13 protein-coding genes are annotated in these 25,693 nt (G+C 57.7%); 11 read left to right on the top strand and 2 right to left on the bottom strand.

Going from position 1 to position 25,693, the window contains the following annotated elements; translation table 11 throughout:
* Positions 1–85 precede the first annotated feature (85 nt).
* The 3 genes from BLT38_RS10770 to BLT38_RS10760 all read left to right on the top strand — a co-directional run bounded on the left by BLT38_RS10770 (position 86) and on the right by BLT38_RS10760 (position 4,950).
* Positions 86–2,197, top strand: a complete 2,112-nt coding sequence (locus tag BLT38_RS10770) for a phosphocholine-specific phospholipase C (protein ID WP_083345173.1) — start codon at positions 86–88, stop codon at positions 2,195–2,197.
* Positions 2,198–2,436: 239 nt separating this feature from the next.
* Positions 2,437–4,542 carry a mechanosensitive ion channel family protein gene (locus BLT38_RS10765; protein WP_231966419.1) on the top strand — a complete coding sequence of 702 codons (2,106 nt, stop codon included), beginning with the start codon at positions 2,437–2,439 and terminating at the stop codon, positions 4,540–4,542.
* 21 nt (positions 4,543–4,563) lie between these two features.
* Positions 4,564–4,950 (top strand): DUF7009 family protein, encoded by a 387-nt coding sequence (locus tag BLT38_RS10760; protein ID WP_083345171.1) that lies wholly within the window; start codon positions 4,564–4,566, stop codon positions 4,948–4,950.
* 98 nt (positions 4,951–5,048) lie between these two features.
* On the opposite strand, the gene BLT38_RS10755 is transcribed toward BLT38_RS10760, so the two are convergent.
* Positions 5,049–6,458, bottom strand: coding sequence for a glycoside hydrolase family 30 protein (locus BLT38_RS10755; RefSeq protein WP_083345170.1), 1,410 nt, complete (start codon positions 6,456–6,458; stop codon positions 5,049–5,051).
* Between the two features lie 94 nt (positions 6,459–6,552).
* Complete coding sequence (locus BLT38_RS10750) at positions 6,553–10,080, bottom strand: TonB-dependent receptor (RefSeq protein WP_156785089.1); 3,528 nt, start codon at positions 10,078–10,080, stop codon at positions 6,553–6,555.
* Positions 10,081–10,288: 208 nt separating this feature from the next.
* Between BLT38_RS10750 and BLT38_RS10745 the strand changes: the two genes are divergently transcribed.
* From BLT38_RS10745 to BLT38_RS10710, 8 genes are all read left to right on the top strand, one after another.
* Positions 10,289–12,466, top strand: a complete 2,178-nt coding sequence (locus tag BLT38_RS10745; protein ID WP_083345168.1) for a DPP IV N-terminal domain-containing protein — start codon at positions 10,289–10,291, stop codon at positions 12,464–12,466.
* Between the two features lie 82 nt (positions 12,467–12,548).
* Positions 12,549–13,865 (top strand): helix-turn-helix domain-containing protein, encoded by a 1,317-nt coding sequence (locus tag BLT38_RS10740; RefSeq protein WP_172838226.1) that lies wholly within the window; start codon positions 12,549–12,551, stop codon positions 13,863–13,865.
* Positions 13,866–13,949: 84 nt separating this feature from the next.
* Positions 13,950–15,590 carry an FAD-dependent oxidoreductase gene (locus BLT38_RS10735; RefSeq protein ID WP_083345166.1) on the top strand — a complete coding sequence of 547 codons (1,641 nt, stop codon included), beginning with the start codon at positions 13,950–13,952 and terminating at the stop codon, positions 15,588–15,590.
* 162 nt (positions 15,591–15,752) lie between these two features.
* Entirely contained in the window at positions 15,753–19,298 is a 3,546-nt protein-coding gene (locus BLT38_RS10730; RefSeq protein WP_083345165.1) for a TonB-dependent receptor, read from the top strand.
* Positions 19,299–19,453: 155 nt separating this feature from the next.
* Positions 19,454–20,887, top strand: coding sequence for a sensor histidine kinase (locus BLT38_RS10725; protein WP_083345164.1), 1,434 nt, complete (start codon positions 19,454–19,456; stop codon positions 20,885–20,887).
* 5 nt (positions 20,888–20,892) lie between these two features.
* Complete coding sequence (locus BLT38_RS10720) at positions 20,893–21,318, top strand: response regulator (RefSeq protein ID WP_083347043.1); 426 nt, start codon at positions 20,893–20,895, stop codon at positions 21,316–21,318.
* Positions 21,300–22,880: a hybrid sensor histidine kinase/response regulator gene (locus BLT38_RS10715; protein ID WP_083345163.1), complete on the top strand. Its 1,581-nt coding sequence runs from the start codon at positions 21,300–21,302 to the stop codon at positions 22,878–22,880. Before BLT38_RS10720 ends, BLT38_RS10715 begins: the two co-directional genes overlap by 19 nt.
* Positions 22,881–22,956: 76 nt before the next feature.
* Positions 22,957–25,692 (top strand): hypothetical protein, encoded by a 2,736-nt coding sequence (locus tag BLT38_RS10710; RefSeq protein ID WP_156785088.1) that lies wholly within the window; start codon positions 22,957–22,959, stop codon positions 25,690–25,692.
* The last annotated feature ends 1 nt before the right edge of the window (position 25,693 follow it).

The raw sequence follows: 25,693 nt of genomic DNA, 5'->3' as shown, positions 1-25,693 counted from the left end.
TCACAGAAACACGATGTACAACGAACGACAGAAGCGAGCCGAGAACATCCGGCTCGCTTTAGTCTGATAGAGCGGGAGTAGATGCATGAAAAGCAGACGAGATTTTCTGAAGATGGCAGCGGCAACAGCGGGCATGGGCATGACGCCGCCTGCAATTGGTCGCGCGCTTGCCATCGGGCCGGATAGCCGAACCGGCACCATTCAGGATGTACAACACGTTGTGATCCTGATGCAGGAGAATCGTTCCTTCGATCACTACTTTGGATCGCTTCGCGGCGTACGCGGTTTTAGTGATCCACATCCTGCTCCCATGCCAAACGGCAAGAGCGTTTGGCATCAACCAACGGCGCAGGTTAAGACAAAGCGCTATCACGATCGCGGCTTATCAGCTGACGCGACTCATGTTTTGCCGTTCTATCTGAATCCAAAACAGACAACAGAATTTCAGGCCGGTACAGATCACGGTTGGAGCAGCGGTCACCTTGCGTGGAATCACGGTCATCATAACCAGTGGGTGAATCAGAAGCAGGATGTTCTGACCATGGGCTATCTGAAGCGTGAGGATGTGTCCTTCCATTACGCGCTCGCGGATGCCTTTACCTTGTGCGATGCATATCACTGCTCCGTGCATTCGAATACGGCCCCGAACAGGATCTACCTGTGGAGTGGAACGGTCGATTCGCAAAACCGCCTTGGCAAGCGGAAGAATGGCCCAGGAATGGGAGAGCGCGGGGGAACCAATGGTTACACGTGGACCACGTATCCCGAGCGTTTGCAGAAGGCTGGTGTGAGTTGGCGCGTGTATCAGGGTGGCACTGGCCTGCCCGGTTCGCCTACTGATAACTACACAGACAATTCGCTCGAATTTTTCTCGCAGTATCAGGTGAAAGAGGGTGCATCACCAACGAGCGAGCTGGTGCAGAGAGGCGTCACGGATCGCACGCTGGTGCAGTTCAAGGAAGATGTGCAGAAGGGAAACCTCCCGCAGGTTACATGGGTTGTCGCTCCATACAAATACTGCGAGCATCCCGAAGCTTCGCCAACCGATGGCGCATACTTCATCTCCTTGGTGATGGACGCTCTCACATCGAATCCCGAAGTGTGGAGTAAGACAGTCTTCTTCATCAACTACGACGAGAACGACGGTCTGTTCGATCACATCGTCCCCCCGATGCCTCCGTCAACGTTGCATGCGAATGGCAGTGGCATGATTTCAAACTCGCTTCAGTTGAATCTTGAGGATGAGTTTCTGAACCTCGATCTTCATCCCCACGAAATGCGTCCATTGATTCCAGGCGCTGACCCGGGTGGACGTCAGCCCATCGGGCTTGGGCCACGTGTTCCCATGTTGGTGGTTTCGCCCTGGAGCAAGGGCGGCTGGACATGCTCAGAGACCTTCGACCACACATCAGTCTTGCGTTTTCTTGAAAAGCGTTTTGGTGTGGAAGAACCGAATATCTCTGCGTGGCGACGCTCCATCTGCGGCGACCTCACCTCAGCCTTTGATTTTTCACAGACCGCCGATCGTCGTATCGTGTCATATCCTGCGCCGCAGCCCATTGCGTCTTCGCATCAGCCATACAGTATTCCTGCAGTGCAGAAGATGCCGGAGCAGGAACCCGGCACAAGGCCAGCACGCGCGATTGGCTACGCGCTGGAAACGCAGATTCGTCACGAAGACAAGAAGTTGTGGCTCGACCTTCGCAATGCAGGAAGCATTGGCGCAGCGTTCTATGTCTACGACCAGAAGAACCCAACAACGCAACCGCGCAGATACAGCGTCGCTGCAGGCGACACACTGTCAGACTTCTGGGAAGTAGCCAACGACAGTCCATTTGATTTGCAGGTGCATGGCGCAAACGGCTTCTTTGCGCGCCACACAGGCATATCGCAAGCGACCGGACTGCAGGTCGAAGTTCGTCCCGATGCTTCCAAACAGACACTTCAAGTGAACCTGAAGAATCCTTCAACGGCACCCATAGCTGTTGTTTGGGAAGAGAAACATACCAAGTCGACCGGGCAAGACGTGTCGGTGGCTCCGCAAAGCAACGCATCGTTTGCAGTCCCTGTCGGCGTCAGTTCAGGTTGGTACGAACTCTCAATCACCCAGGTTGGTTCTCCTGATGCGTTGAAGCTGCAGCTTGCGGGTCATGTGGAAAGCGGCCATCCGAGTCAAACTCAGCCGATGCTTGGTTGACATCTGAACGAAAACAGATGGCAGTTCCGAGCCTCATCGCACGAACACAAATCAAAGTGCTTAGCGGCGACTTGCTTATCCAAAGATGTGGCAGTCGCCGTGAGCATTCACGCCATAAAGTGTCGTCTGCTAGCCTTCATAGTGTGAAGGTAAGTTATCTTGTTGATTCAACTTCCATTCTTGGTGCCACGCGAAATGCACGCAGTGATGACTCGCTGCCCAGGTGGAGCAGTATTGCATTGCGGAACCGCATCCAACATGGGATGAAGTTCGCATCATCCGCCGCTTGGAAATTCGCGGCTCTCCTCATCGTCAGTTCTTTGCCCGCAGTGAGCCAGACCTCCGCCGGAACCACTGCGACAGATACGGCTAAGACAACGTCTGCAGCAACAGCCGCGCCCGCCAATGCCACGGCGCAGTCGGCCGCTCCTGCGAAATCCACTGCTTCTACACAGACTCTGCCGCAGCAAATCGCCTCATTGCCAACGCTTGCGAATCCTGGGATCGATACCGCGGCGCAAGGTAAGGCGATCCTGGAGCATCTGAATGATGTGCTCCGCTTCTATCGCGCATCCACCACACAGATCCAAAAGGTTGGCGAACCCAGTGATGCGCTTTACGGAGAACAGGCAAGTCAGCATGCTGCGCAAATCGGGCAGACAGCATTTCAATCTGCAAGAAATTTGGCAGCGCTGTTTAATCGTCTGCAGCCCGGCAACACGCCATCAGGTGGCTCGCAACCAGCAGAGGACGCGGACAGTGACGACGCGCAGCCGCAGGAACCCACCACGGCTCAACGATTAACTGCTGCACGCGCACGCGTACAGGCACGGATCGCCGATCTGTCCGCACAGGATGCGGCGTTGGATAAACAGATCAGCACAGCGAAAGGCAAGGCCCTTGCGCCTCTGCAGCAGCGCGATGAACAGCTTGAAGGACAACTAGAGTTGCAGAAGGCCATGCTTGACGCAATGACAAGAGTGTCTTCCATGGCAGATGCGCAGACGGCAACGGGCCTTGTTGGTGATGTGGAACGGCTATTGCGTGCTGCGCCGGAACTGGCTTCCGCTACGAGACCAGTGGCGGCGCCGCCCGTGTTAGAGAGCCTGTCGGCGGTGCGTGATTCGGGAGTTTCCACGCAGGCCATTGCATTGTTCCAACTGTTAGGCGCGCGCAAAGATATTGATAACCGCATTCATGATCTGGACGCGTTGAAGAAGCAGGCTACGGATCTTCGTGCACCTCTTCTTTCTCTGTTGCGCTCGACGATTCAGCAGGGAAACGCAGCCATGCAGGCGCCTGCGAATCTTTCCGATGCAGAGGCGCTGCGGGCTACGCGAAAGCACTACGACACATTGAGCTCCACCTTTCGCGTCTTGAGTACTGCAACACTACCCTCGTCGCAAGAAGTATTGCTTCTGGAATCAGCACGAGCAAACCTCACGGCGTGGCGTACTGTCGTCAATGCGGAGTACAGCACGCTCTTACGCGCGTTGCTGGTACGCGTGGTGTCAATCGCAGTCGCGCTGCTCGTCTTGTTCATCGTCAGCGGAATATGGCAGCGGTTAACAGTAAAGTATGTGCGTGACATCCGGCGTCGTAGACAGATACTGATCATTCGCCGAATCGTTCTGGGATTTCTCACCGGCATGGTTCTGATCTTTGGTTTTGTCACCCAGTTCAGTTCATTAGCAACGTTTGCAGGATTCATCACCGCAGGCATTGCCGTTGGATTGCAGACCATCTTGCTTTCGGTCGCCGCATATTTCTTCATCGTGGGGCGCTATGGTGTGCGCGTAGGCGACCGCATCACCGTCGCAGGTGTGACGGGCGACGTAATTGAAGTCGGCCTGGTGCGCTTCTATATGTCGGAACTCACTGGAACGGGAACGGAATTTCATCCCACGGGGCGCGTAGCGGTCTTCGCAAACTCGGTCTTGTTCCAAAGCGGCACGCCGCTGTACAAGCAAATGCCTGGCACGGAATATGCCTGGCATGAGTTGACTGTAAAGCTGAAGCCGAATGCTGATTACCGCGCGGCGACGGACGTCATCCTGCGTGCCGTGACGAACACATACAACACCTATCGTGCTGCGATTGAAGCTCAGCATCAGAGCGTTGAGCAGTGGATGGATGCTGCGGTTGAGCAACCGGGCATTGAGCCACGGCTGCAATTGACCGATGCGGGTCTGCAGTACGCCGTGTTGTTCCCGGTTGAGATCAAGAACGCGTCATCGACCGATGAGGCAATGATTCATGCTCTACTGCATGACATGGAAAACAACGAAGCGGTGAAGAATGCCATCCTCGCACCGCCGCAGGTGAAGGCCGTAGTTAAGGGTTAGCAATAGAGGTGTGTTGCACGTATGAAGTTGAGAATCAAAGATAATTCCATACGTTTCCGCTTACTGCGGACTGAGGTCCAGAAGTTAGCTGAAGAAGGGAAAATCGAATCGCACACTCTGTTGAGTGCGACAGACCCCGCTGGTCGTCTGTCTTATTCGATTGAGCACAGCAGCCAATACAAAGTGATCGCCGTCAAACTGGGCGGCCTCTCCATTTGCGTCACAGCGCCTACAGAAAATATTGTCGCGTGGGCCAAGGATGACAGTGCCACAGGCTTATATGTCGACCAAGAAGTCTACGGCGGTGAGACATTGCACATCACTTTGGAAAAGGATTTCGCCTGCATTGATCGCAGCGACGCGGACAACATCGACACCTTCGAGAATCCGAACGCGAAACATTGCTGAAGATAAATGTGTCCTGAATCAGACGGAACAGAAATGCCCTGCCATCAATGAAGCGATGGCAGGGCATTCCTAAATGAGTCGCACCTTGAAATCCTTAGCTAACGCGCAGCCTTCCATGCATAGGTAACGAGAGACGTTGCAGGTAGTGAAAGCTGTACAGTGCGTGCATGCCACTGCACATCCACAGTCTTCGCTTCGTTCGTGTCGTTGTATGCGATCAAGACAATGGTGCCATCGATATCTTGAAACGCTACCTGATCCACTCCGGCAGTTGCCGCGGAGGATGCAATGTGGACGGCGCCAGGCTGAACGTACTTACTGGCATGAGCCAGTGCGTAAAAGTCGCCATTCCATGTAATGCTTGATGGCTTCTGTGTCGAATCAATCGTCAACAAACCACGGCATGTTCCGCAGCCGCCAGCATGAGGATTGCCCTTCGGATCAAGCGCGATGCCCCATAACGTAACTGCCTTAGCCCAGTGCTGCGTTGACGAGATAAGCAGATGAGCAGTGACAGCCAGCGGTGCTTCCTTCTGCCACGTGCCACCAGAGCACTCAGTCATCCAGATCCCCATCTGCGGATCCTTAGCATGCATATCGTCCTGCACATCAGCCTTGCCGCCGTAGCAATGCATCGCAGAGCCAGCCATGTAAGGGCGCGCAGCAGGATCGGCAATCACGCTGAGCGGATATTCTGGATGATCCCAGTTGTGGTCATACGCAAGCACTTGTGTCTTCAAGTTCGCTGCACGCAGGGCAGGGCCAAGATCTTTGCCGATGAAGCGTGCTGCTTGGTCTGCCAACAACAGTGATCCGGGATAGTTCTTGGTTTCGTTCAGAGGTTCATTCTGAATCGTTAGGTACTGCGGCGTAATACCTTCCTTCGCAAACGCCTGAAGCGACCGCACAAGATACTTCGCGAAAGCAGGCTCAGCATCTTCGCGCAACGCACCGCCGTTCATCGTTGGTTTTGTCTTCATCCATGCAGGCATGCTCCACGGCGATGCAATCAACGTCATACGTGGATTCAGCTTCAACGCTTCGCGCACCGTGGGGAAAACATCAGCACGGTCCTTCTCAACAGAGAAGTGTTGCATCTCCGGATCGCTCTGTCCTTCCGGCATATCGTCATAGCTGTAATGCGTGCGCGAAAGATCAGTACTCGCAATGGGAAGACGCATCGCGCTCAAACCAATGCCACGCTTCGGATCGAACAAACGCGTCATCACATCGCTGCGCTGCTGTGGCGTTAGTTCATGTTGCAAGAGATAAGCAGACCCCTCAACAAACGCCGCACCGAAACCGTCGATTGTCTGGAAGCGTTTCGTCTCATCGACAGTAATGGTCACATCAGACTTCACAGAGGAGCGCTCGAATTTCGCAGAGGGAAGTGGCGCAAGTGTCTTACTAAGATCGACCGATGTCTGAACACCGTGGACCGTCTGCGCGGCAGCGACAGAGAGAAGCAGAGACGAAGAACACATCACCAAGAGGCGGTAGAGAATCACGCAGACATCCTTTAATCGTGTGGGGAAATAGTAGTGCAAGAAAGTATGGGCTGGCCGATGTTATGGCCAGCCCATTTGGGAAAAGGCTGCTGGTTTAGAAGTAGACCTTCGCTGCAAGCTGGATCACGCGCGGTCCGCCTGGTTCACTTGGATTGCGAACCGAGGTGGGCGTGCCCCACGAGTTGCTCTTGGCAATAGACAGCGGCGTGTAGGTGTTGGTGCTGCTGTTGTACGAAGGCACTGTGATGTTCGCGCTGTAATCGCGACCACTGATGTTGGTGTGGTTCAGGATGTTGAAGAATTCACCGCGAAGCTGGATGTAACGGCCCTTGTCGCTCTTGCCCAGCGGGAAGTTCTTGAAGATCGAGTTATCCCACGTAACAAGAGCGTCGTTGCGAATGCTGCCCGGTGCAGACTGCGTCGGCTGACCAATGGTCGGCAGAATCAGATTGCCTCGTTCATCCACACCGACATATGCCGGTGCAATCTTGCTCCACTGACGAGCACCGGTCAGCACGTTTGCAGGCGACCACAGTGCATTGCGCACAGGGTTGCCGCTCTGGAAGTTAGCCAGACCGCTGATCTGATAGCCATCCGTGACATAACCCAACCAACGCGGTCCACCAAAGTGCTGCGTGAACTTCGGCAGGTCATATACGTAGTTGATGGCGCCAATGTTGCGGCGATCAAAGCCCGCAGGGCCATAGCTGTACTTCTTGGGGTTGAACGGATCCACGAAGGTTTCATCCGCCGTGGACGTCGTCATCGCCTTGGACCACGTGTAGGTTCCGCCAAAGGTCAGACCGCGTGCGAACCGACGCTGCACGGAAACCTGCAGCGAGTTGTAACCCGCAGTGCCGTCGAACTTGTAGTACTCAAGCTGGTCATAGCCCTTGTACGGTGCAAGATAGTTCTGGTTGTATGCCTTGTCACCCGCGAAGGAGTATCCGGCAGCGGCATATTCCGGCGGCAGGTTCGGTTCCACGTTGGGCACAACACCACCAGCGTACTGGCTTGGGTCCTGCGCAGCTTTGGTGAAGGTCGTGCCGTACGGAATCTGGTTCAGATCGCGCGCCGTGACCTGGTGGCGCGACTGCGTTCCCACGTAGGCAACGTCGAGCGTAGTGCCAGGGGCCACTTCACGCTGAATACCCAGCGAGAAGCTGTACGTCGTCGGCACCTTTCCGGTAATGTCCGCACCGTAGATGCCGCCCAGAACACCGGGGTTCGATTGTGCCGCGGTTGGAATGTTGGTGATGTTTGCGTTGTTGATCGTTGGTGTCGTCACCAGTGCGGGATTGCCGAACACGGTGTTGAATACCAGGTTGCCCTGCGAGCGGTCATGCGAGATACCGAAGCCGCCACGCAACACACCCTTGCGATCGTTGAACATGTCATAGCTGAAACCAACACGCGGCTCGTACTGAATGCCACGGCCGTTCCATCCGCCCTTCGGCAGTGTTCCGTTGTTGCTGTATGTCATGCCATTCAGTCGGTTGCCGGTGTTGCCCGTGATCGCGCCGCTGGTGGGGTCAATCGTCACAGCGCTTGCTGCGTTGTACGCAGACGGAGTAAACAGAGCGATCTGGTTGTGCGCATCGAACTGCGGCGGAATCCATGCAAAGCGCATGCCGTAGTCCAACGTCAGGCGCGGGCTGATCACCCATGTATCCTGCGCGTAGAACTCCAGCTGGTTGTAGCGGAAGTAGCCCGTAGGACGCGACGACGACTGATCGAAGCTGGTGAACGCACCGGCCAGTGCACTGGCAAAGGGAGATCCCTGGTTGCTGTTGCTCGTCGAACCGTTCAAGCAGCCCGCAGGCGACGTCGAGCAGGAGTTAAAGCTGAACTGTCCGTTGGCATTACCCCAGGCAATCTGATCCTTGCGCGAACGCTGATAGAACACGCCAAACTTCATGGTGTGGTTCTTCAGTGTCCAGGTCAGGTTGTCATTTGCATTGATAGTGGTGTTGACCTGATGCCACGGTGTAGCGCCCAGGTAGCTTGAAGGATAGTTCTGGCCATTGCCGCTGTATCCGAAGTCTGGGATCGACGAGTTAGAGGTAACAGGGAACAGAAGCGGCAGGTTGATGTTATTGGCACCCACGCTGATGTTGCCGTTTACACCCTCGGTGACAGAGCGGTAGACGCTGGGGCCAACGCTGACCTCATTCACAATGGTCGGCGAAAGCGTGCTGGTCAGATCCACAGCCAGGTTCCAGCCGGGCTGCCGATTGGAGCAGCCGCCCGCGAACTGCAGGTTGCTGGAGCAGTTCAAGCCGCCAAAGCTGCCGAACGGGCCAACGCTGCTGTCCTGGTTGTTGATGTAACGCGCAAACAGACGCTCGTTAGGAGAGATCTGCCAATCGATACGGCCAACGTACTCCGTACGCGGATGCGAATAGCTAAGAGGATCCTGTCGGTTGTAGGTGGACTGGCCGTTAACATTCGGCAGCGGATACAGATTCAGAATGCGCTGGATCTGCGCAAAGTTCGTAGCCTGTGCTGCGGTCAACTGACCCGGTGTAACCGTGTTGTTCGCAAAAGGAAGTCCGGTGTTGGGGTTGTAGACGGTGATCAGGTTGCCGTTGGAGTCGCGGCTCTGGCTGAAGTCGCCATTGCGTTCCAGCGCGGTAGGCACGCGGTACTGGTTCACGCTGCCGGGAATCAACTGGCGATACCACTCGGTCGAGAAGAAGTAATACAGCTTGTCCTTCTTGATCGGCCCACCAATCTGCGCGCCTACCGTGTTGTACCGGTAAAGCTGCTGCGGCGTGTCGTTGTGGTTTTCAATCCACGAACGTGCGTTCATGCCTTCGTTGCGATGGAAGAAGTGCACGTTGCCGTGGATATCGTTGGTGCCTCCGCGGGTGGTCACCACGATGGAACCGCCACCAGCCTTGCCGAACTCAGCCTGGTAGTTGCTGGTCAGCACCTTCACTTCAGCAATGGCGTCGGTGTTCAGTGTCACCTGCGTGCCGCCGTTGTTGCCGGTATCCACGTTGCTGGCGCCGTCCAGGGTGAACTCATGCTGATTGGCACGAGTGCCGTTGACGGAGTAGCTATCGAGACCGCCGGTGGCTGATGCGCCAAAGTTACCGGTACCCGATACGCCGGGGATCACGCGGACAATGTCGAGAACGTTACGGCCATTCAGAGCAATGTCGTTCAACTGCTTTCCGGTGATCAGATCGCTGCGCTCACCGGAGTTGGCCTGGATCTGCATCTGACCGGTCTCGGCCGTGACGTTTACGGTGGTGCTTTCCGCACCCACCTGGAGCTGGAACGCTCCGGCGTTAAGACGGTCGGCGGAGTTCAGGATCACGCCATCCTTCTTCAACTGCTGGAAGCCGGTGCGCGTCACGGTGATGGTGTACGTTCCCGCCGGCAGGTTGGGGATGGAGAAGCTACCGTTTCCGGTGGAGGTGACTGTGCGGGTAACGCCCAAAGAGGACGCTTCAGCCTTTACGGTGGCGTCTGGTACCAGGGCTCCGGATGTATCCTGAACTGAGCCCAGAATGGTGCCCGACGTGACCTGAGCCCCCGCCGTCGAGACCGCTCCAAGCGCCAGAACGCATGCCACCGGAATGGGGCAGAGCCGGCTAAGCGGTCCTTGAATCATGGGATTACTGGCCAACAAAAATTTGGATCGAAAAGATGTCACGGTTCTGCTACCTGCTTTCAACTGCTTTATCCGAACGCTCCACACGGTATGGACGCGAGTTAACGATTGTCCTGAGAGGGTGCCGAGAGTTCACTGAGGTTTTTCTGATGGTTAACAAGTCATTCATCATCAATGATTTGATGAGTGCGTCAGCAGGCACGTCGCGTTGAGTACCGAACACAGAGCGCCATTTCAGGCAGGCGATTGGATCGTTGAACCCGAGCTGAATTGCCTCCGGAAGGACGATCAGGAGAAGCATCTCGAGCCCAAAGTGATGAAGGTGCTGCTCGCGCTGGCAGACCATCCGAACCACGTCGTCGCAAAGGACGATCTGATCGCAGCGGTATGGCCGGGCACTTTCGTCAGCGACGATGTCCTCACCCGCTGCATCTCCGTACTGCGTCGCGTGACGCAGGATGACGCGACCATGCCGCACTTCATCCAAACGGTCCCCAAGGTGGGCTACCGCCTGCTGGCACCCCTTCGCGAACTCCCCACCGAACCGTCTCAGGAGCAGGTTCTCCCATTTCCTGCGCCCGAACTCGCGCGGGCCGAATCTCTGGCCGAGACGTTTCCCCAACTGCCCATCCCAAGACAGGGCCAGCCCCTCCTACTGCACCCTGCGGTTCTTGCAGGACTGGCGTTCGCCATCTTAGTGATCGTGGTTTTGGGTGTGTGGCGTTTTCTGTGGACCGGAACTCCCAGAGAGACCATCCTGAAGACTCTGCCATTCACCAGCCGCGACGGTGAACAGCTCCAGCCAGCCTTCTCGCCGGACGGTAAGACAGTGGCTTACGTCGCAGTTCCCGAGAACGGTGGCGCACAACATATATATATAAAGTCCGTCACCGCCGAGACTTCCGCGCCCGTAACATCCGGCCCCGGCGACGATTTCAGCCCCACCTGGTCTCCCGATGGAACTCGTATCGGCTACCTGTCAAGTTCCACCGAAGGCCTCGGCATCTACGTGGTGGATATCCGTAGCCGTGCAACACGCAAAGTCTTCGTTCCGCAATCCGCTTCGCAGTGGGAGCAGGGAGCCCTGACGTGGTCCCCGGACGGCGACTCGCTCGCTTTCCCAGACCACGCGGGAAGCAATCCATCGTCGTCCATCGTCCTGCTCAACCTGAAGACGCTTCAATCGCAGGTGCTTACCACTCCGCCGGACGGCTGGGAAGGCGATCTGACCCCGGCGTTTTCACCCGATGGCAAGCGCATCGCCTTCTCCCGCGCCAGTGAAACGGCCGTGCGCGACCTCTACTGGATTGCCGCGACCGGAGGTCAGGCCCACCAGATCACGCACGAAAGCGCAGGCATCGACAGCCTCGCATGGTTCCCAGACGGCAAATCCATCGTCTTCTCCTCGAACCGCGGAGGCAAGAGTGCGCTGTGGCGAGTCTTTCTGCGTGGCGGCACGCCGGCTCGCATGCCCATCGGCACAGAAGACGCTGCTCAACCCACGGTCTCTCGCACCGGAAACATCCTCCGCGTGGCGTACACACAAGGCTCCGCCATCTGGAGCATCATCGCTGTAACGCGAGGTGCAGAAGGCGTCTCGCACGAAATCCTCTCTTCCACGCAGGAGGACTCCGCGCCATCGTTCGCCCGCGACGGTTTACGCTTCGCCTTCCAATCCCAGCGATCCGGCTTTCAGGAAATATGGATGGCCGCAGTCGACGGCACGGGCGCGCATCCACTGACGCACGGCAACGGCCCGCTCACCGGCAGCCCATCATGGGGACACGTGCATGACGAAATCCTCTTCGACTCCCGAATCGGCGGCCACTCCCACATCTTCGCCATCCGCGCCACTGGTGGCTCGCCCCAGCAACTCACCAACGGCGACTTCAACGACATCACGCCACGCTGGTCCAACGACGACAACGCCGTCTACTTCCGTTCCAACCGAGGTGGTCGCTGGCAACTCTGGCGAGTGGATCGCAACGGCGGATCGCCGCAACCCGTCACCACCGGCGACGGTATCGTCCCGCAGGAATCGCCAGACGGAAAGTTCCTTTACTTTGCCCGCGGTGGCGAAGCGGGCATCTGGCGTGTGCCCGTCCAAGGCGGCCCGGAGACAGAGGTCGTGTCAGAACCTGCCGCCGGATACTGGGGCTACTGGGAAGTCACACCCCACGGCATTGTCTTCTTAGACACAAAGCAATCGTCCCTGCGTATATACGACCCGGCCACCGGCAACAGCACCAACTTCGCAAAACTGAAGCGCCTGCCACCTCGATTCGCAGGTCTCACCATGAGCCCCAACGGCCAACAGATTCTCCTCACAGACGAATCGCACGCAAGCCGTCATCTCACACTCTCCGAGATGACAACCGGGCGGTAATCTCACCTTTCTCATGCAGCGGGGTTACTCCTCCCGCTGCTTTGCTTGTCTGTCGAATTTTCACTCCAGTAGAATCCCCGCTATGGCTGTTGAGACCCCACCGGACGTGCACCTCGAGATCGATCCGGCGGTAGAGGAAGCGGTGCATCGCGTCCTGAACAGCCCACAGTTCATGCGCGCGGAAACGCAGCGCAAACTGCTGCACTACCTCTGGCTCAACCGGCATCTTCCCCTCAGCGAATACGCCATCGCAACCGAGGCGCTCGGCCGTAACAGCCACTTCGATCCCAATACCGACGCCAGCATCCGCGTCCACATCTCGCGCCTGCGCCGCAAGCTCAAGGACTACTACGGCGAAACCGGCGAGCACGAACTCCTCGTCATCCCCACCGGCACGCACCAGTTGGTGCTGCAGCCTCCGGCCCCGCCAGAAGAGCATGTGGAGGCTCCGGTCTCCGAACCCGAGCCACCACCCACAGGCATAGCCTGGCTTCGCGTACACAAGGTCAACGTGCTCACGGCGTCCTGCATTCTGTTGGCGATCCTGCTTACCGCCACAGCAGGATTGGCCATCTGGCAAAGCCGCCAGTTGAAGGCCGCCCAGCTGCATCCACCAGATAAACCCAACAGCTTTTGGAAAGCGTTCCTCGAAGGCGACGCCCCCGTAAGGATCGTCTTACCCACACCCATCTTCTTCAGCTTCAAAGATCGTCCATCGCTGAGAGTCCGCTCGGTCCAGGTCAACTCCTTCGACGAGGTGAAGAACGACCCCAAGCTGGAAGAGTTAGAAAAGATGTGGGGCCCCATCGGTCTCGAGCAGTCGTACACCGTCACCTGGGACACGCTCGCGGGTATCCAGATTTCGCGCTATCTCGACCGCATCGGGCAGGGAAGACGCATCTCCTTCGAAGTCACCCGAGACTCATCGTTGCTCTCGCTCGAACAGGCGAACGTCATCGTGCTCGGGACGGACAACACGCTCCGACCCATGAAGGAGTACACAGACACGATGAACTTCGTCATGACCCTCGGCGAAGATCGTGTCATCAACACCCATCCGGAACCCGGAGAGGAATCGGCATACCGCCGTGTCTATAAGAACGATCCCATAAACGGGATATCCGTGCGCCACGTGGAGCCATCCATCATCGCCCTGCTCCCCGGACGCGCTCCCGGCCTCAAGGTCCTCATGCTCGAATCGCGTGACACCAGCGGCATGGTCTCGCTCCTCTCATCCAACGCCGGGTCGAACGCGGTGGAAGACATGTGGCGCAAACACGGCTCGCCCCGGTTCTTTGAGATGGTCACCATGACCGAACTTGAGGGCAACACGCCTCTCCGCAGTTGGCCGGTCACCATGCACGCATACACCAAGGCGCCGCCGTCAAAGAACATGTAAGTTGCTGATTCCATAAGAAAAGTTTCCGTAACATACGCCCCGAAACGTCACGATTGCACCATCCCGATGGCAATATGGTCAGCCATGATTGCATCCGCACGGTTTTTGGTTCCCACGTTTCTCCTGTCCCTCGCAGCCTCTGCCTTTGCGGCGTCACCTGCTCCAAAGCCTGTCTCCGCCGATCTGGTGGTCTACGGCGGCACGGCGTCCGGCGTCATGACGGCGTACTCCGCCGCCAAGCAGGGCCTCCACGTTGTTCTGCTCGAACCCACCCGCCACCTCGGCGGCATGGTCACCGGCGGCCTCTCCGCAACGGACTACGCCTATTTCCCCATCATCGGCGGCTACACCCGCGAGTTCTATAAAGAGGCGGCCACCACCTACGGCAAGGGCGACCTCGATCACCCCACCGACTTCCTCTCCGAACCGAAGGTCGGCGAGGCCATCTTCAATCGCTGGCTCAAGGAAGCCAAGGTCGACGTCCGTTTTGGTGAACGCATCAAGGAACACGGCGGCGTCGAAATGAAGGGCAAGCAGGTCACCGCTTTCGTAACGGAAGATGGCACACGTTGGGAAGGGAAGATCTTCGCGGATTGCAGCTACGAAGGCGACGCCATGGCGGAAGCGCATGTCAGCTACGTAATAGGCCGTGAAGGTGAAGAGGTCTACAACGAGAGCCTCGCCGGCGTCCGCCCGGAAACGCCCAAGCATCAGTTCCTCTGGAAGATCAGCCCGTACGACGACGCCCACAAGCTTCTGCCGTACGTCGACCCCGGACCGCTGGCCAAGGGCGGCAGCGGCGACAAGAAGGTGCAGGCCTATAACTTCCGCCTCATCCTCACCAATGATCCCGCGAACAAGATGCCCTGGACCAAGCCCGCCGGGTATGACGCAAAGCAGTTCGCGCTGCTCACGCGCTACGTTCAGAGCTACAAGGAACACACAGGCAAAGACCCCGTGCTTGCCACCGTCACCAACCCCGTCTGCTTCGATCACGCCAAGTGCGACTTCAACAACAACGGCCCATTCTCAACCGACTTCATCGGCAAGAGCTGGACCTATCCCGATGCCTCCTTCGCCGATCGCGAAGCCATCTGGAAGGCGCACATGAAGTACACGCAGGACTTCTTCTACTTCTTGGCGACCGACCCGTCCGTACCGCAATCACTCCGCGACGACACCAATAAGTGGGGCCGTGCCAAGGACGAGTTCACCGATTCCGACGGCTGGCCGCGTCAGCTTTACATCCGCGAAGGTCGCCGCATGACCGGCATGTATGTCATGCACCAGGCCGACCTCCAGACCGACCGCACCAAGCCTGACTCCATCGCCATGGGCAGCTATAACTCTGACTCGCACAACATTCAGCGTGTCGCCATGCCCGACGGTTCCGTGTTCAACGAAGGCGATGTTCAGGTGGCAGTGCAGCCATACGAGATCAGCTTCCGCGCCATCCTGCCCAAGCAGGAACAGGTCACGAACTTGCTCGTTCCCGTGTGCCTGTCAGCCTCCCATGTGGCGTATTCATCGGTCCGCATGGAGCCCCAGTACATGATGATTGGCCAGGCAGCCGGAGTTACTGCGGCACTCGCCATTCAGGGCAACACCCCAGTTCAGCAGGTCTCCGTAGACAAGCTCCAGACCATCCTTCGCAAGGACGGAACCATCCTCCATCTGGATCAACAGGCCCACCGAGCACAGTCCCGGATCCACCCCCAACCGTAAAAAGTGTTTCAAGTGGTTGATAACAAACGTCCGTAACAGTTACGTAACAGGCTGGAACTGGACGTTTGTTGTCCCACTCAACAACACTCGCTGGCCTAACAACAAACGACGGAGATTCGTACGCGAACTTCGTTTCCTTACCTAACCCTTTATGAGGCCTCAATGAAACATCTATCCAAACTCTCCTTGGTGGCGTGCCTGGCTGCTGCATCGGTTCCGATGTATGCCCAGATCGCAAACGGCACCGTCACAGGTCGTCTTACGGACCCGAATGGCGCCATCATCCCCGGCGCTCAGGTCTTGCTCCAGAAGACAGACACAGGCCTGACCCTGAAGACCCAGACCAACAGCGAGGGCATCTACACCTTCCCGGCGCTCGGTACGGGCAACTACACCCTCAGCGTCGAGCAGTCCGGCTTCAAGAAGGCCACCAGCAGTCTGACCCTCACCGTAGGACAGACCGCTTCCATCGATCTCACGTTGCAGCTCGGCAGCAACACCGAAACCGTAGATGTCCAGGCGGCAGGTCAGGCTGACCTCGAAACCAGCGATGCCACCATCAGCTACACCGTGGGCGCTCGTCAGGTTAGCGACCTTCCATTGAATGGTCGTAACCCTTACGGCTTGGCTGCGTTGTCGCCGGGTATCAATCCCGGAGGCAGCTTCGGTGCAGGTGTAGCCACCGCACGCGGCGCTGTGGTCGCAGCAGCAACCAACAACTTTGAAGCGAACGGCGGTCTGAGCGCGGCAAACGACATCCTGCTCGACGGCGTGCCAATCAGCGTATGCTGCCAGGGCCAGCCCGCGCTGACACCTTCCGTTGAAGTTGTGGATCAGTTCAAGGTCATCACCTCAACTCCTTCGGCGCAGTTCGGCCGTACTTCGGGCGGCATTCTGAACATCGTTACAAAGTCCGGAACGAACGGCCTGCACGGCACGGCTTACGAATACTTCCGTAACGACAAGTTGGACGCTGCAAACTTCTTCACCAAGCGTTCCGGCGTGTATCCCATCCCCACACGTAAAGACTTCCGCTTGCCGCATCGTTACAACCAGTACGGTGTCTTTGTGAACGGCCCGGTATGGCTGCCAAAGATCTACAACGGCAAGGACAAGACGTTCTTCACTTTCGGTTGGGAAGCCACGCGCAATACCACCAACGTCTTCAACACCGTCACGGTTCCCACTGCGCTCCAGCGCCAAGGCATCTTTACGGAAGGCGGTCTGGGACAGGTTTACGATCCGTACAGCAACAACGGCACCACGCGTCAGCCGTTGCCCGCAGGCTGCAATGCGGCTGGTTGTTTCGCAGCAGGTTACGGTCTGACCTCGATCAATCCCGTCTCGCAACAGTTGCTGCAGTTTCTTCCGATGCCCAACGCAGCGGGTTTGACCAGTAACTACAGCTACTCGTACGCCACGAACGACAAGGAAGATCAGTTCAACTTCCGCGTCGATCACAACTTCTCGCCGAGCCAGCGCGTGTTCGTACGTGGTTCGCGAGATGTGAACAACCACCACGAGAACGATCTCTTCAACGGAGTTAACGGCCCCAGCGGTATCAACCAGGCGTTGACGGCGTATCTTTTCGCCGCTGGCCATACCTGGACAATCACGCCGTCTCTGGTGCTGCAGACCAACTACGGTTTTGCGTACCAGAAGAACTTCCAGATCCCGCAGAACTACGGCTATCAAGCATCGAAGTACGGCTTCAGCACCAACCTTGACTCGCAGCAGCAGCTCCCGGGCCTGCCGTACGTCAGCATCAATAGCGCTTACGCCAACATGTCGAATGCCACCAACACCAATCGTTGGGAGCACTACACCCACGTCCTCAATTCCACGGCAGTATGGCAACGTGGCCTGCATACGTTGACCTTTGGCTATGACGGACGTTTGATTATGGAGCACCAGCAGAGCGCTGGTAACGGCGTAGGCTCCTTCACCTTTGACTCGACCCTCACCAAGCCGAATTCGTCGGGCTCGGTCACAGGCAATCAGGCAAACGTAGACTCTCTTGCTGCATTCCTGCTCGGTACATTCACCAGTGCTTCGCTCCAGCGTCAGGTGCTGCCAGCGTATGACTCCTGGTACCACGCACCGTTCTTCCAGGACGACTGGAAGGTCTTCCCGAACCTGACCCTGAACATGGGCATCCGGTGGGACATCGAAACCGGCTATCGCGAGCGCCAGAATCGCTGGGCGGATCTCGATCTGAAGGTTGCAAACCCGTTGTCCAGCGCGGCGCTTCCGTTCACCGGCGGTGCACGCTTCCTCGGCGTCAACTATCCCAACCGCACCTGGAAGACGAGCTACACCAAGTTCTCGCCGCGCTTCGGCCTCGCTTGGCAGGTAACGCCAAAGACGGTAGTGCGCTCTGGCTTCTCGATCCTCTACCTCCCGACCAGCCAGCGCTTCTATAGCGCCAGCACGTTGGGCTACTCCATCAGCACGGCGACCACGTTCGTCAGCACACAGGTTCCAAACGCTACCATCGCGAACCCGTTCCCGACTGGTGTTCAGCTTCCTCAGGGCGCGGCAAACGGAGTTCAGGTAGGTACGGGTACCAGCGTGACAGGCGTGCTCTATGACACTCCGCTCTCCTATAACGAGCAGTGGAACCTCGGCGTGGAACGTCAGATTTCCCGCGGCATCGTTCTTCACTTGAACTATGTCGGCAGCCACAGCCTTCACCTGCCGCAGAACATCCGTCCCAACGACTTGCGTGACCAGAACTGGGGCGCAGTTGGTGATACGAACTACGTCAATTACCTGCAGGCCAGCGTTGCGAATCCGTTCTATGGACAGCCGAACGTTGGCAACCTGAACACGCCAACGGTACAGCGTGCGGCTCTGCTCGCAGCGTATCCGCAGTACACAACGAACAGCGGCATGGCGAACAGCTCGCTGAACATCAGTGGCTACGGCGGCGGTACTGCAGAGTTCAACGCGGCACAGGCCTTCATCACCATGCAGCCTTCGCCCAACCTGACAGCAACTGTCAGCTACACGTTCTCCAAGAGCATGACGAACGCTGTGCCAATCACGGCTGGCTTCCTCAATGCAAATGGCACGCCGAACTACCAGAACAGCTACCACATCCGTGACTACGAGTGGTCTGTTGCATCCACTGACGTGCCGCATCGCCTCGTTGCCAACGCGAACTACACACTTCCGTTTGGCCGTGGCCAGCGCTTTGGCAGCGGTGCATCCGGATGGGTGAACCAGATCATCGGTGGATGGGGACTGAACACCATCATCGCTGTGCAATCCGGTGCCGCATTAGGAATCACGCAAACCGGTGGCGCCGCATTCTCAGGATCACGCCCCATGTTCGTTCAGGGTGTCGATCCTCTCAACCACGGCGACATCCGCAATCGCCTCGGTTCATCCGGTGCCGGGTATAAGGACGGCTACTTCAACTGGACCGGCTTCACGCAGGCGCAATCCTTCCAGTTGGGCAACGTCCCACGCTCTTCTGGCTATCTGCGCGGTGTCAAAACCTTCCAGGACGATCTCTCACTGATCAAGTACTTCCCAATCCACGAGAGCATCAAGCTGCAGTTCCGCCTGGAAGCCTTCAATGTGTTCAACAAGGTGCAGTTTGGCTTGCCAAACACCACCTTCGGAGCTTCGAACTTCGGACAGGTCAACTCACAGGCCAACCTGCCACGTAACGTACAGGCAGCTCTGAAGCTGAACTTCTAACAACCCGTAGTGCACTCCATCCAAGGGCCGCAGCCACCAAGCTGCGGCCTTCTTTTTGAATGTGTATCCTTCCAAGATTCCGGAACGAGCGGATTGTTTGACGCATAGTAGCGCATACCGCTCGACCCGCAGCACCCCGTTACAATGTGTGGAATATGCCTGCGCGGTCGTCCCGTTCGATAGTCCCCCTTGCGCTGTTTGCGGCGCTCGTCGTTGTTGGATTGAATACATGGTTCGCTGTGTCGGCGGTTCGATCGCTGATGGAAAGCGAAGCCTGGCTGGCGCATACATGGGAGGTCATCGGCCAGGAAGAGCGCGTGATGCAGCTCCTGGACGACGCGGAAGGCTCCGTGCGCGGCTATGTCATGGCGCCAGAGCGCGAGTCCATGCTCGCTCCTTACCGCTCTGCTCAGACCGAACTTCCTCAGCAATTAGAGATCTTCCGTGATCTCACGGTAGACAACCCGGAACAACAGAAAAACCTGGAAGCTCTGCGTGGCACCGTGGGGCGTCGCATGGGCTTGCTGCAGGACATGTTGAACGTTCGGAAATCATCCGGGCTGGATGCCACATTGGTTCTAGTCAATTCTGGTGAGGGTGAAGCGGAGATGCGACGCGCACGGTTGTTGCTCACCTCCATGGAAAACGAAGAGCGCAAGCTGCTCGCCAATCGCGCGATTGAAGTACACCAAAGCGGTGTGCGAACCATGTTCGCAATCGGCCTCGCCTGCGTTCTTGATCTGCTCATGATCGGATCGGTCACGTGGTATTTCGGGCAGGAACGCGAACAGCGCCTCGCTGCAGAGCAGGCAAAGGAAGACGCCGTTCGTTCCAAGGCGGAAGCAGAGCGATCCGCAGAAGAAGTCCGTGTCCTCAACGCAGAACTCGAGCAGCGAGTCCAGGAGCGCACAGCAGAACTGGAAAGCACCAATAGGGAATTGGAAGCATTCTCTTACTCCGTATCGCATGATCTCCGTGCACCGCTCCGAACCATCGACGGTTTTTCATTGGCTCTCATGGAGGATTATTCCGAGGTCGTCGATGAAACTGGCCGAGACTACATCCGTCGTGTGCGCACCGGCGTGCAGCGCATGGGCCAGTTGATTGATGCTTTGTTGCAGCTCTCCCGAATCACGCGAGCAGATCTCGTCCGAGAGACCGTTGTGCCCTCAGAGATTGCAGAGAGCGTCATCAGCGTATTGAAAGAAGAAAATCCCGACAGGGATATCACTTTTACTGTTACTTCCGGCCCAGAGGCGCAGGCCGATCCAAAACTGGTGCAGGTTGCGCTGGAAAATCTTCTCGGAAACGCGGTGAAGTTTACTTCGCGCAAGGAACACGCGGAGATTTCCTTTGGTTGGGACGCAGAGAAAAAGGCATGGCGTGTCACGGACAACGGTGCGGGCTTTGACATGCATTACGCCGACAAACTGTTCAATGCCTTCAATCGCTTGCATGGCGACAAGGATTTCAAGGGCTCAGGCATTGGTCTTGCCACGGTCGCGCGTGTAATCCGCCGTCACCACGGCCGCATCTGGGCAGACAGTACCGTGGACCATGGCGCAACCTTCTGGTTTACGTTAGGATGACACCCATGCCCGAAACTAGCCGTTCCATCCTCCTTGTAGAAGACGATCCCGACCACGAGCTCCTCACCATTCGTGCTCTCAAGAAGAGCAACATCGTGAATGAGGTGCGTGTGGCGCGTGATGGCGAGGAAGCGCTGGATGCGCTCTTCGGGCCTGGAGCGGTGCGTCCTCAGCTCGTACTGCTTGATCTGAAGCTGCCGAAGGTCGAGGGCCTTGAGGTGCTGCGTCGCATTCGCGAGGATGACTCCACACGCATGTTGCCCGTTGTCGTTCTTACGTCCTCTGATGAAGAACGCGATGTGGTGCGCAGTTACAAGCTCGGAGTGAATAGCTACATCCGCAAGCCTGTGAACTTCACTGACTTTGCGGAGGCCACCCGTCAGCTTGGTATGTACTGGCTGGTGTTGAACGAATGCCCACCCCTGAGCTAGAGGCAAGGCGCATATCGCTGCTGCTGGTGGAAGACAACCAGGACGATGCAGCCCTGTTGGAACGTTTCCTGAAGCGCAATGGATTTGCGCCGTTGGTGACGCGTGTCGAAACGGCGGAAGAGATGTCTGCAGCAATCGCTGCGCATCCGCCTGATGTTGTCATTGCGGATTACAACCTTCCCCGCTTCAGTGGACCGGAAGCATTGGACCTGGTTCGCCAGAGCGGATTCGATCTCCCGTTCGTCATGATGTCCGGTGCAATCTCGGAAGAGACTGCCGTGGAGTCGATGCGTCGTGGCGCACAGGACTACGTTACAAAGCAGAATCTCGCGCGATTGGTTCCAGTGCTTGAGCGTGAACTCCGCGAGGCTGCCGCACGGCGCTCCCGCGTCGCCGCTGAACGTGCGCTTGAACTTGCAGAGATGCGTTTCCACCGGCTGGTGGACGCAATGCCCCTTGGTCTGTTGATCGGCCAGAGTTCCGGCCGTATCACTTACGCAAACGATGCTGCTGTTCGTCTGCTTGGATACGGCGAAGTCGAACTCATGACCGGCACGATCAGCTTGATGAATATCCTTCCAGGGCTGCAGAAGTCGTTTATCGCGCTCAACAGCGATGAGATGAAAGAGCCCTTCGAGTTCGTCTGCCTGACCGCTTCCGGTGAACAGATCGAAACTCTCGTCGGTTTGACCTTTCTCGATCGCGAAGGCGTCAATCGAACAGAAGAGAATCGCGAAATCGCTGTGTTCATCGCGGATCTTCGTCATCAGAAAAAGAGTGAAGAGGTTCTGCGAAGGACAGAGAAGCTGGCTGTCGCAGGTCGCTTAGCCGCGTCCATCGCGCATGAGATTAATAACCCTCTCGCAGCCATTACGAACTGCCTGTATCTCGTACAGCAATCGCAGATGGACGAGATGGGACGTTCCTATCTGGAGATGGCGCAGAAGGAACTTGATCGCGTCGCTCAGATCACCGTTCAGACACTTCGTTTTCATCGTCAATCCAGCCGCCCTGTGCATACTGAACCGGGAGAGTTGGTTGAAACGGTGGTGGCGTTGTTTGAATCCCGCATCCGTCGTCAGAGCGTAACGATTAGCAAACGTTTCCGCAGCACGCAGCCGCTCTTTGCTTACGAGGGCGAAGTGCGACAGGTGATCGTCAATCTGCTGGGGAACGCGATTGATGCCATGCCTTCTGGTGGACGTTTGGTGATCCGCACAGCGGAGGCGAATGATCAGGTGACGGGAACAAAGGGACTCATCCTAACCATTTCCGATACCGGAAGCGGCATGGATCAGGAGACGATCGATCATCTTTTTGAGCCATTCTTCTCAACCAAGGGAGTCACCGGAACTGGTTTAGGGTTATGGGTTTCAAAGGAGATTGTGGATCGCCATCACGGCAGAATCCAGGTACGAAGCCGTAAAGCGCGCGAAGGACAGGGCGGGGGAACCACATTCCGCATCTTCCTGCCGCTTGGTGGCGTACCGGCATCCGCATCCGGTGCGGAAGCCATTGATTCGTTGGACCGTAGCGATGTAAGGACAGGTATTGTTGCCTGACGAGTTTACCCGCAGAGGCGTAGTAAGCGACGCTTCTGGAACCTTTGCCGTCTAAAGCCAGAGGATGTCGCAACGCTTGAAAAGAAGATTTCGCCTGGGAGTTCGCATCGCGCTGCACCTTGCAGCGGTCGCGGTGTCATGTGCCGCGGCGATGGGACAGGCAGCCAGTCGTTTTGATTTAACCGGACCCAGTATCAGCGTGCATGTGCAGCGCGGCGAACAGTCCCTGCCCATTGCGATGGTGCCGAATCTTCAGGCGGGCGACAAGCTCACCATTCACGCGGACCTGCCACGAACGCAGTCTGTCCGCATGATTCTTATCGTGGCGTTTCTCCGTGGCAGCACGAACCCTCCGCCGGACAATTGGTTCACGGAACTCAAAACCTGGGACAAGCGGTTTGCTGAAGGCGTTACGGTTGCCGTGCCGCAGGAAGCGCAGCAGGCGCTGATCTTCCTCGCACCTGAGACTGGCGGCGATTTCTCCACTCTGAAGTCAGCAGTCACAGGGCGTCCCGGCACGTTTGTCCGCGCCTCGCAAGACTTGAACGAAGCTTCCTTTGAACAGGCACGCATCGAGCGTTATATGCAGGCGCTGCAGCGTGTCTCCGAAGGCTCCTCAGACCAGTTGCTGGATCATTCCAAGAAACTCGCAGCAACGCTGAACCTGAAGCCGAATGACGACTGCTTTAAGAAGCCCGCAGATCAACAGATGGCCTGCCTGCGGCAGACGGGCACTCAACTGCTGTTGGATGACGGCCACGGGCAGACACTGGCGTCTGCTCTGACTTCTGGTGACACCGCAAACCTGATCGGCGCCGTTGCAGGAACGCCGATGGCCACCGCGAACGGTGCGGGCATGTACTCCGCATACGTCGGCACAGTCATTGATCTGGTGCGGCTCATGAGCGGCATCCATACCGCGCACTTTCAGTACATCCCCGCCATAGCGTTTCCGGATGAAGAGTCGCTCAATCTCCGTCTGAATACCGCGCCGTCGTTTCATAATCCGAAGTCTGTAATCGTGGTTGCCCTGCCGGCAATCCAATCTTCCGTTGCGCCGCCGCTGCGTCTGCAGGATGTGGCTCACGTCTCCTGCCTGTTGCAGCCCAGGATGGTGTTGCCGTTGGAAGGCGCACCTCTGGTGTATGCCACCAGCTTCGCGCATGATCTCCATCTGCACCTGAACGATGGCGCGACGTTGAACGGCAAGACCGACCTGCCTCTGATCGCGGACGCCTTTGAAGGTGGTCTGATGCTGACAGAAGCACGCGGTCGCAAGCCTCTGCCAGTAGCAGCTCCAGAAGCACGCGATGCCGATGCATCACACGAAAAGCCTGCATCGCAGTCGGCTCCAGACACCACCACCACAATGCCTCTCATTGCCGACAAGGACGGCCCGATGCAGATCACGGGTACGCTGCAGGGAATGTGGGGCTTCGACACGTTCTCGGGCGTCACAGTGCCGCTACAGCGGCTTCCTGGTGGCGGTTGGACCGCCGCAGAACAGTCTGACCTGTTCACCGGCCGCGAGAACCAGCTCCGCCTCCACGCCGATGGAACGGCCTGCGCATCCACCATCGCCCTCGATCAGGGAGGACACGATAGTCCCCTCAAGTGGAAGCAGGCGGCGGACCGTAAGAACGTTCTCCAGGTGAGCGTGCCCCTTGAGAAGGCCGCACCCGGCAGCGTCCATCTTCTGGTGAAGCAGTTTGGCACGCCTGACGTGGAGAAGGTCGCCGTAACCGCTTATTCCGACAAGACACGTCTTGAGGCCATCCGCATCCACGCGGGCGACACCGCCGCCATGCTTGCGGGCACAGGCTTGGGCGGCATTGTCTCCGTCAAGATTGCAGGCTCGGACTACAAGCCCAGCCCGGACGGCCCTTCAGCCGACGGCAAATCTCTCCAACTCGTCCGCGAGCAGGGCAAGCAGCTAGCTGATACCCACACCAAGCCCGTTGCCTTCATCTCCGGCGACAGTGGCACCGCGGAAGCGAAACTGGCCGATGGCCGCACGCTCCCCGTGTCGTACAGCGTAGACACGGCGCGGCCCGCATTAGACCTCCTCCGCAAGACCTTAAAGGCCGACAGCGGCTCCGGCATCCCGTTGACTCTCAGCAGCGAGGACGCCATCCCCCTCAACGCCAAGTTGACGCTTGCCCTTCGTTCTCGTTTCCCGGAACGCTTTCCCCGCAGCGAAAAGATTGAAGTGGCATTGACTGACGGTTCGTTGAAAGCCACCCTGTCCCTCGCCGACGGCTCTGTCGTCCTGCAGGACAGCCACACGGCCCTCGCCTTCCTGACGCCCGCCAAGACCTTCGGCCCGTCCGCCTTCGGTCCCATCCAGGTGCGCGCTGTCGGTAACGACGGAACCACAGGCGACTGGATTCCCCTCGGAACGCTCGTGCGCACTCCCGTGATCACAGGCGTGACCTGCACACGTGCCACACCGAAAGAAGATCCTAACGACCCCGGATGCCAGATCAACGGCAAAGACCTGTATCTGCTGGGTTCTGTCGCCACCGACAACAGTTTCCAGAACGAAACGGAAGTTCCCCTGGGCTTCGCTGGCGACTCCATCTCCGTACCTCGCCCCGCGGACAACCACACGCTGTACCTCAAGCTCCGCGATGATCCAGATGTCGTCAGCACAGTGACCGCGATCGTGCCACCGTCGCCGCGAAGGAGCGCCACTCCCGCAAGCGCAACTACCGCACCTGCGACAACGCCGCCTGCCAACGGCCCTCAACCCGATGCGGCAATACCGCAGGCTGCGGCCACGCCTGGGCCAGCCGGGGCCGCGCAGCAGTAAC

It is taken from the genome of Terriglobus roseus (assembly GCF_900102185.1).
Taxonomy (GTDB): Bacteria; Acidobacteriota; Terriglobia; order Terriglobales; family Acidobacteriaceae; genus Terriglobus; species Terriglobus roseus_A.
This window is presented reverse-complemented; position numbering and strand designations above follow the sequence as displayed.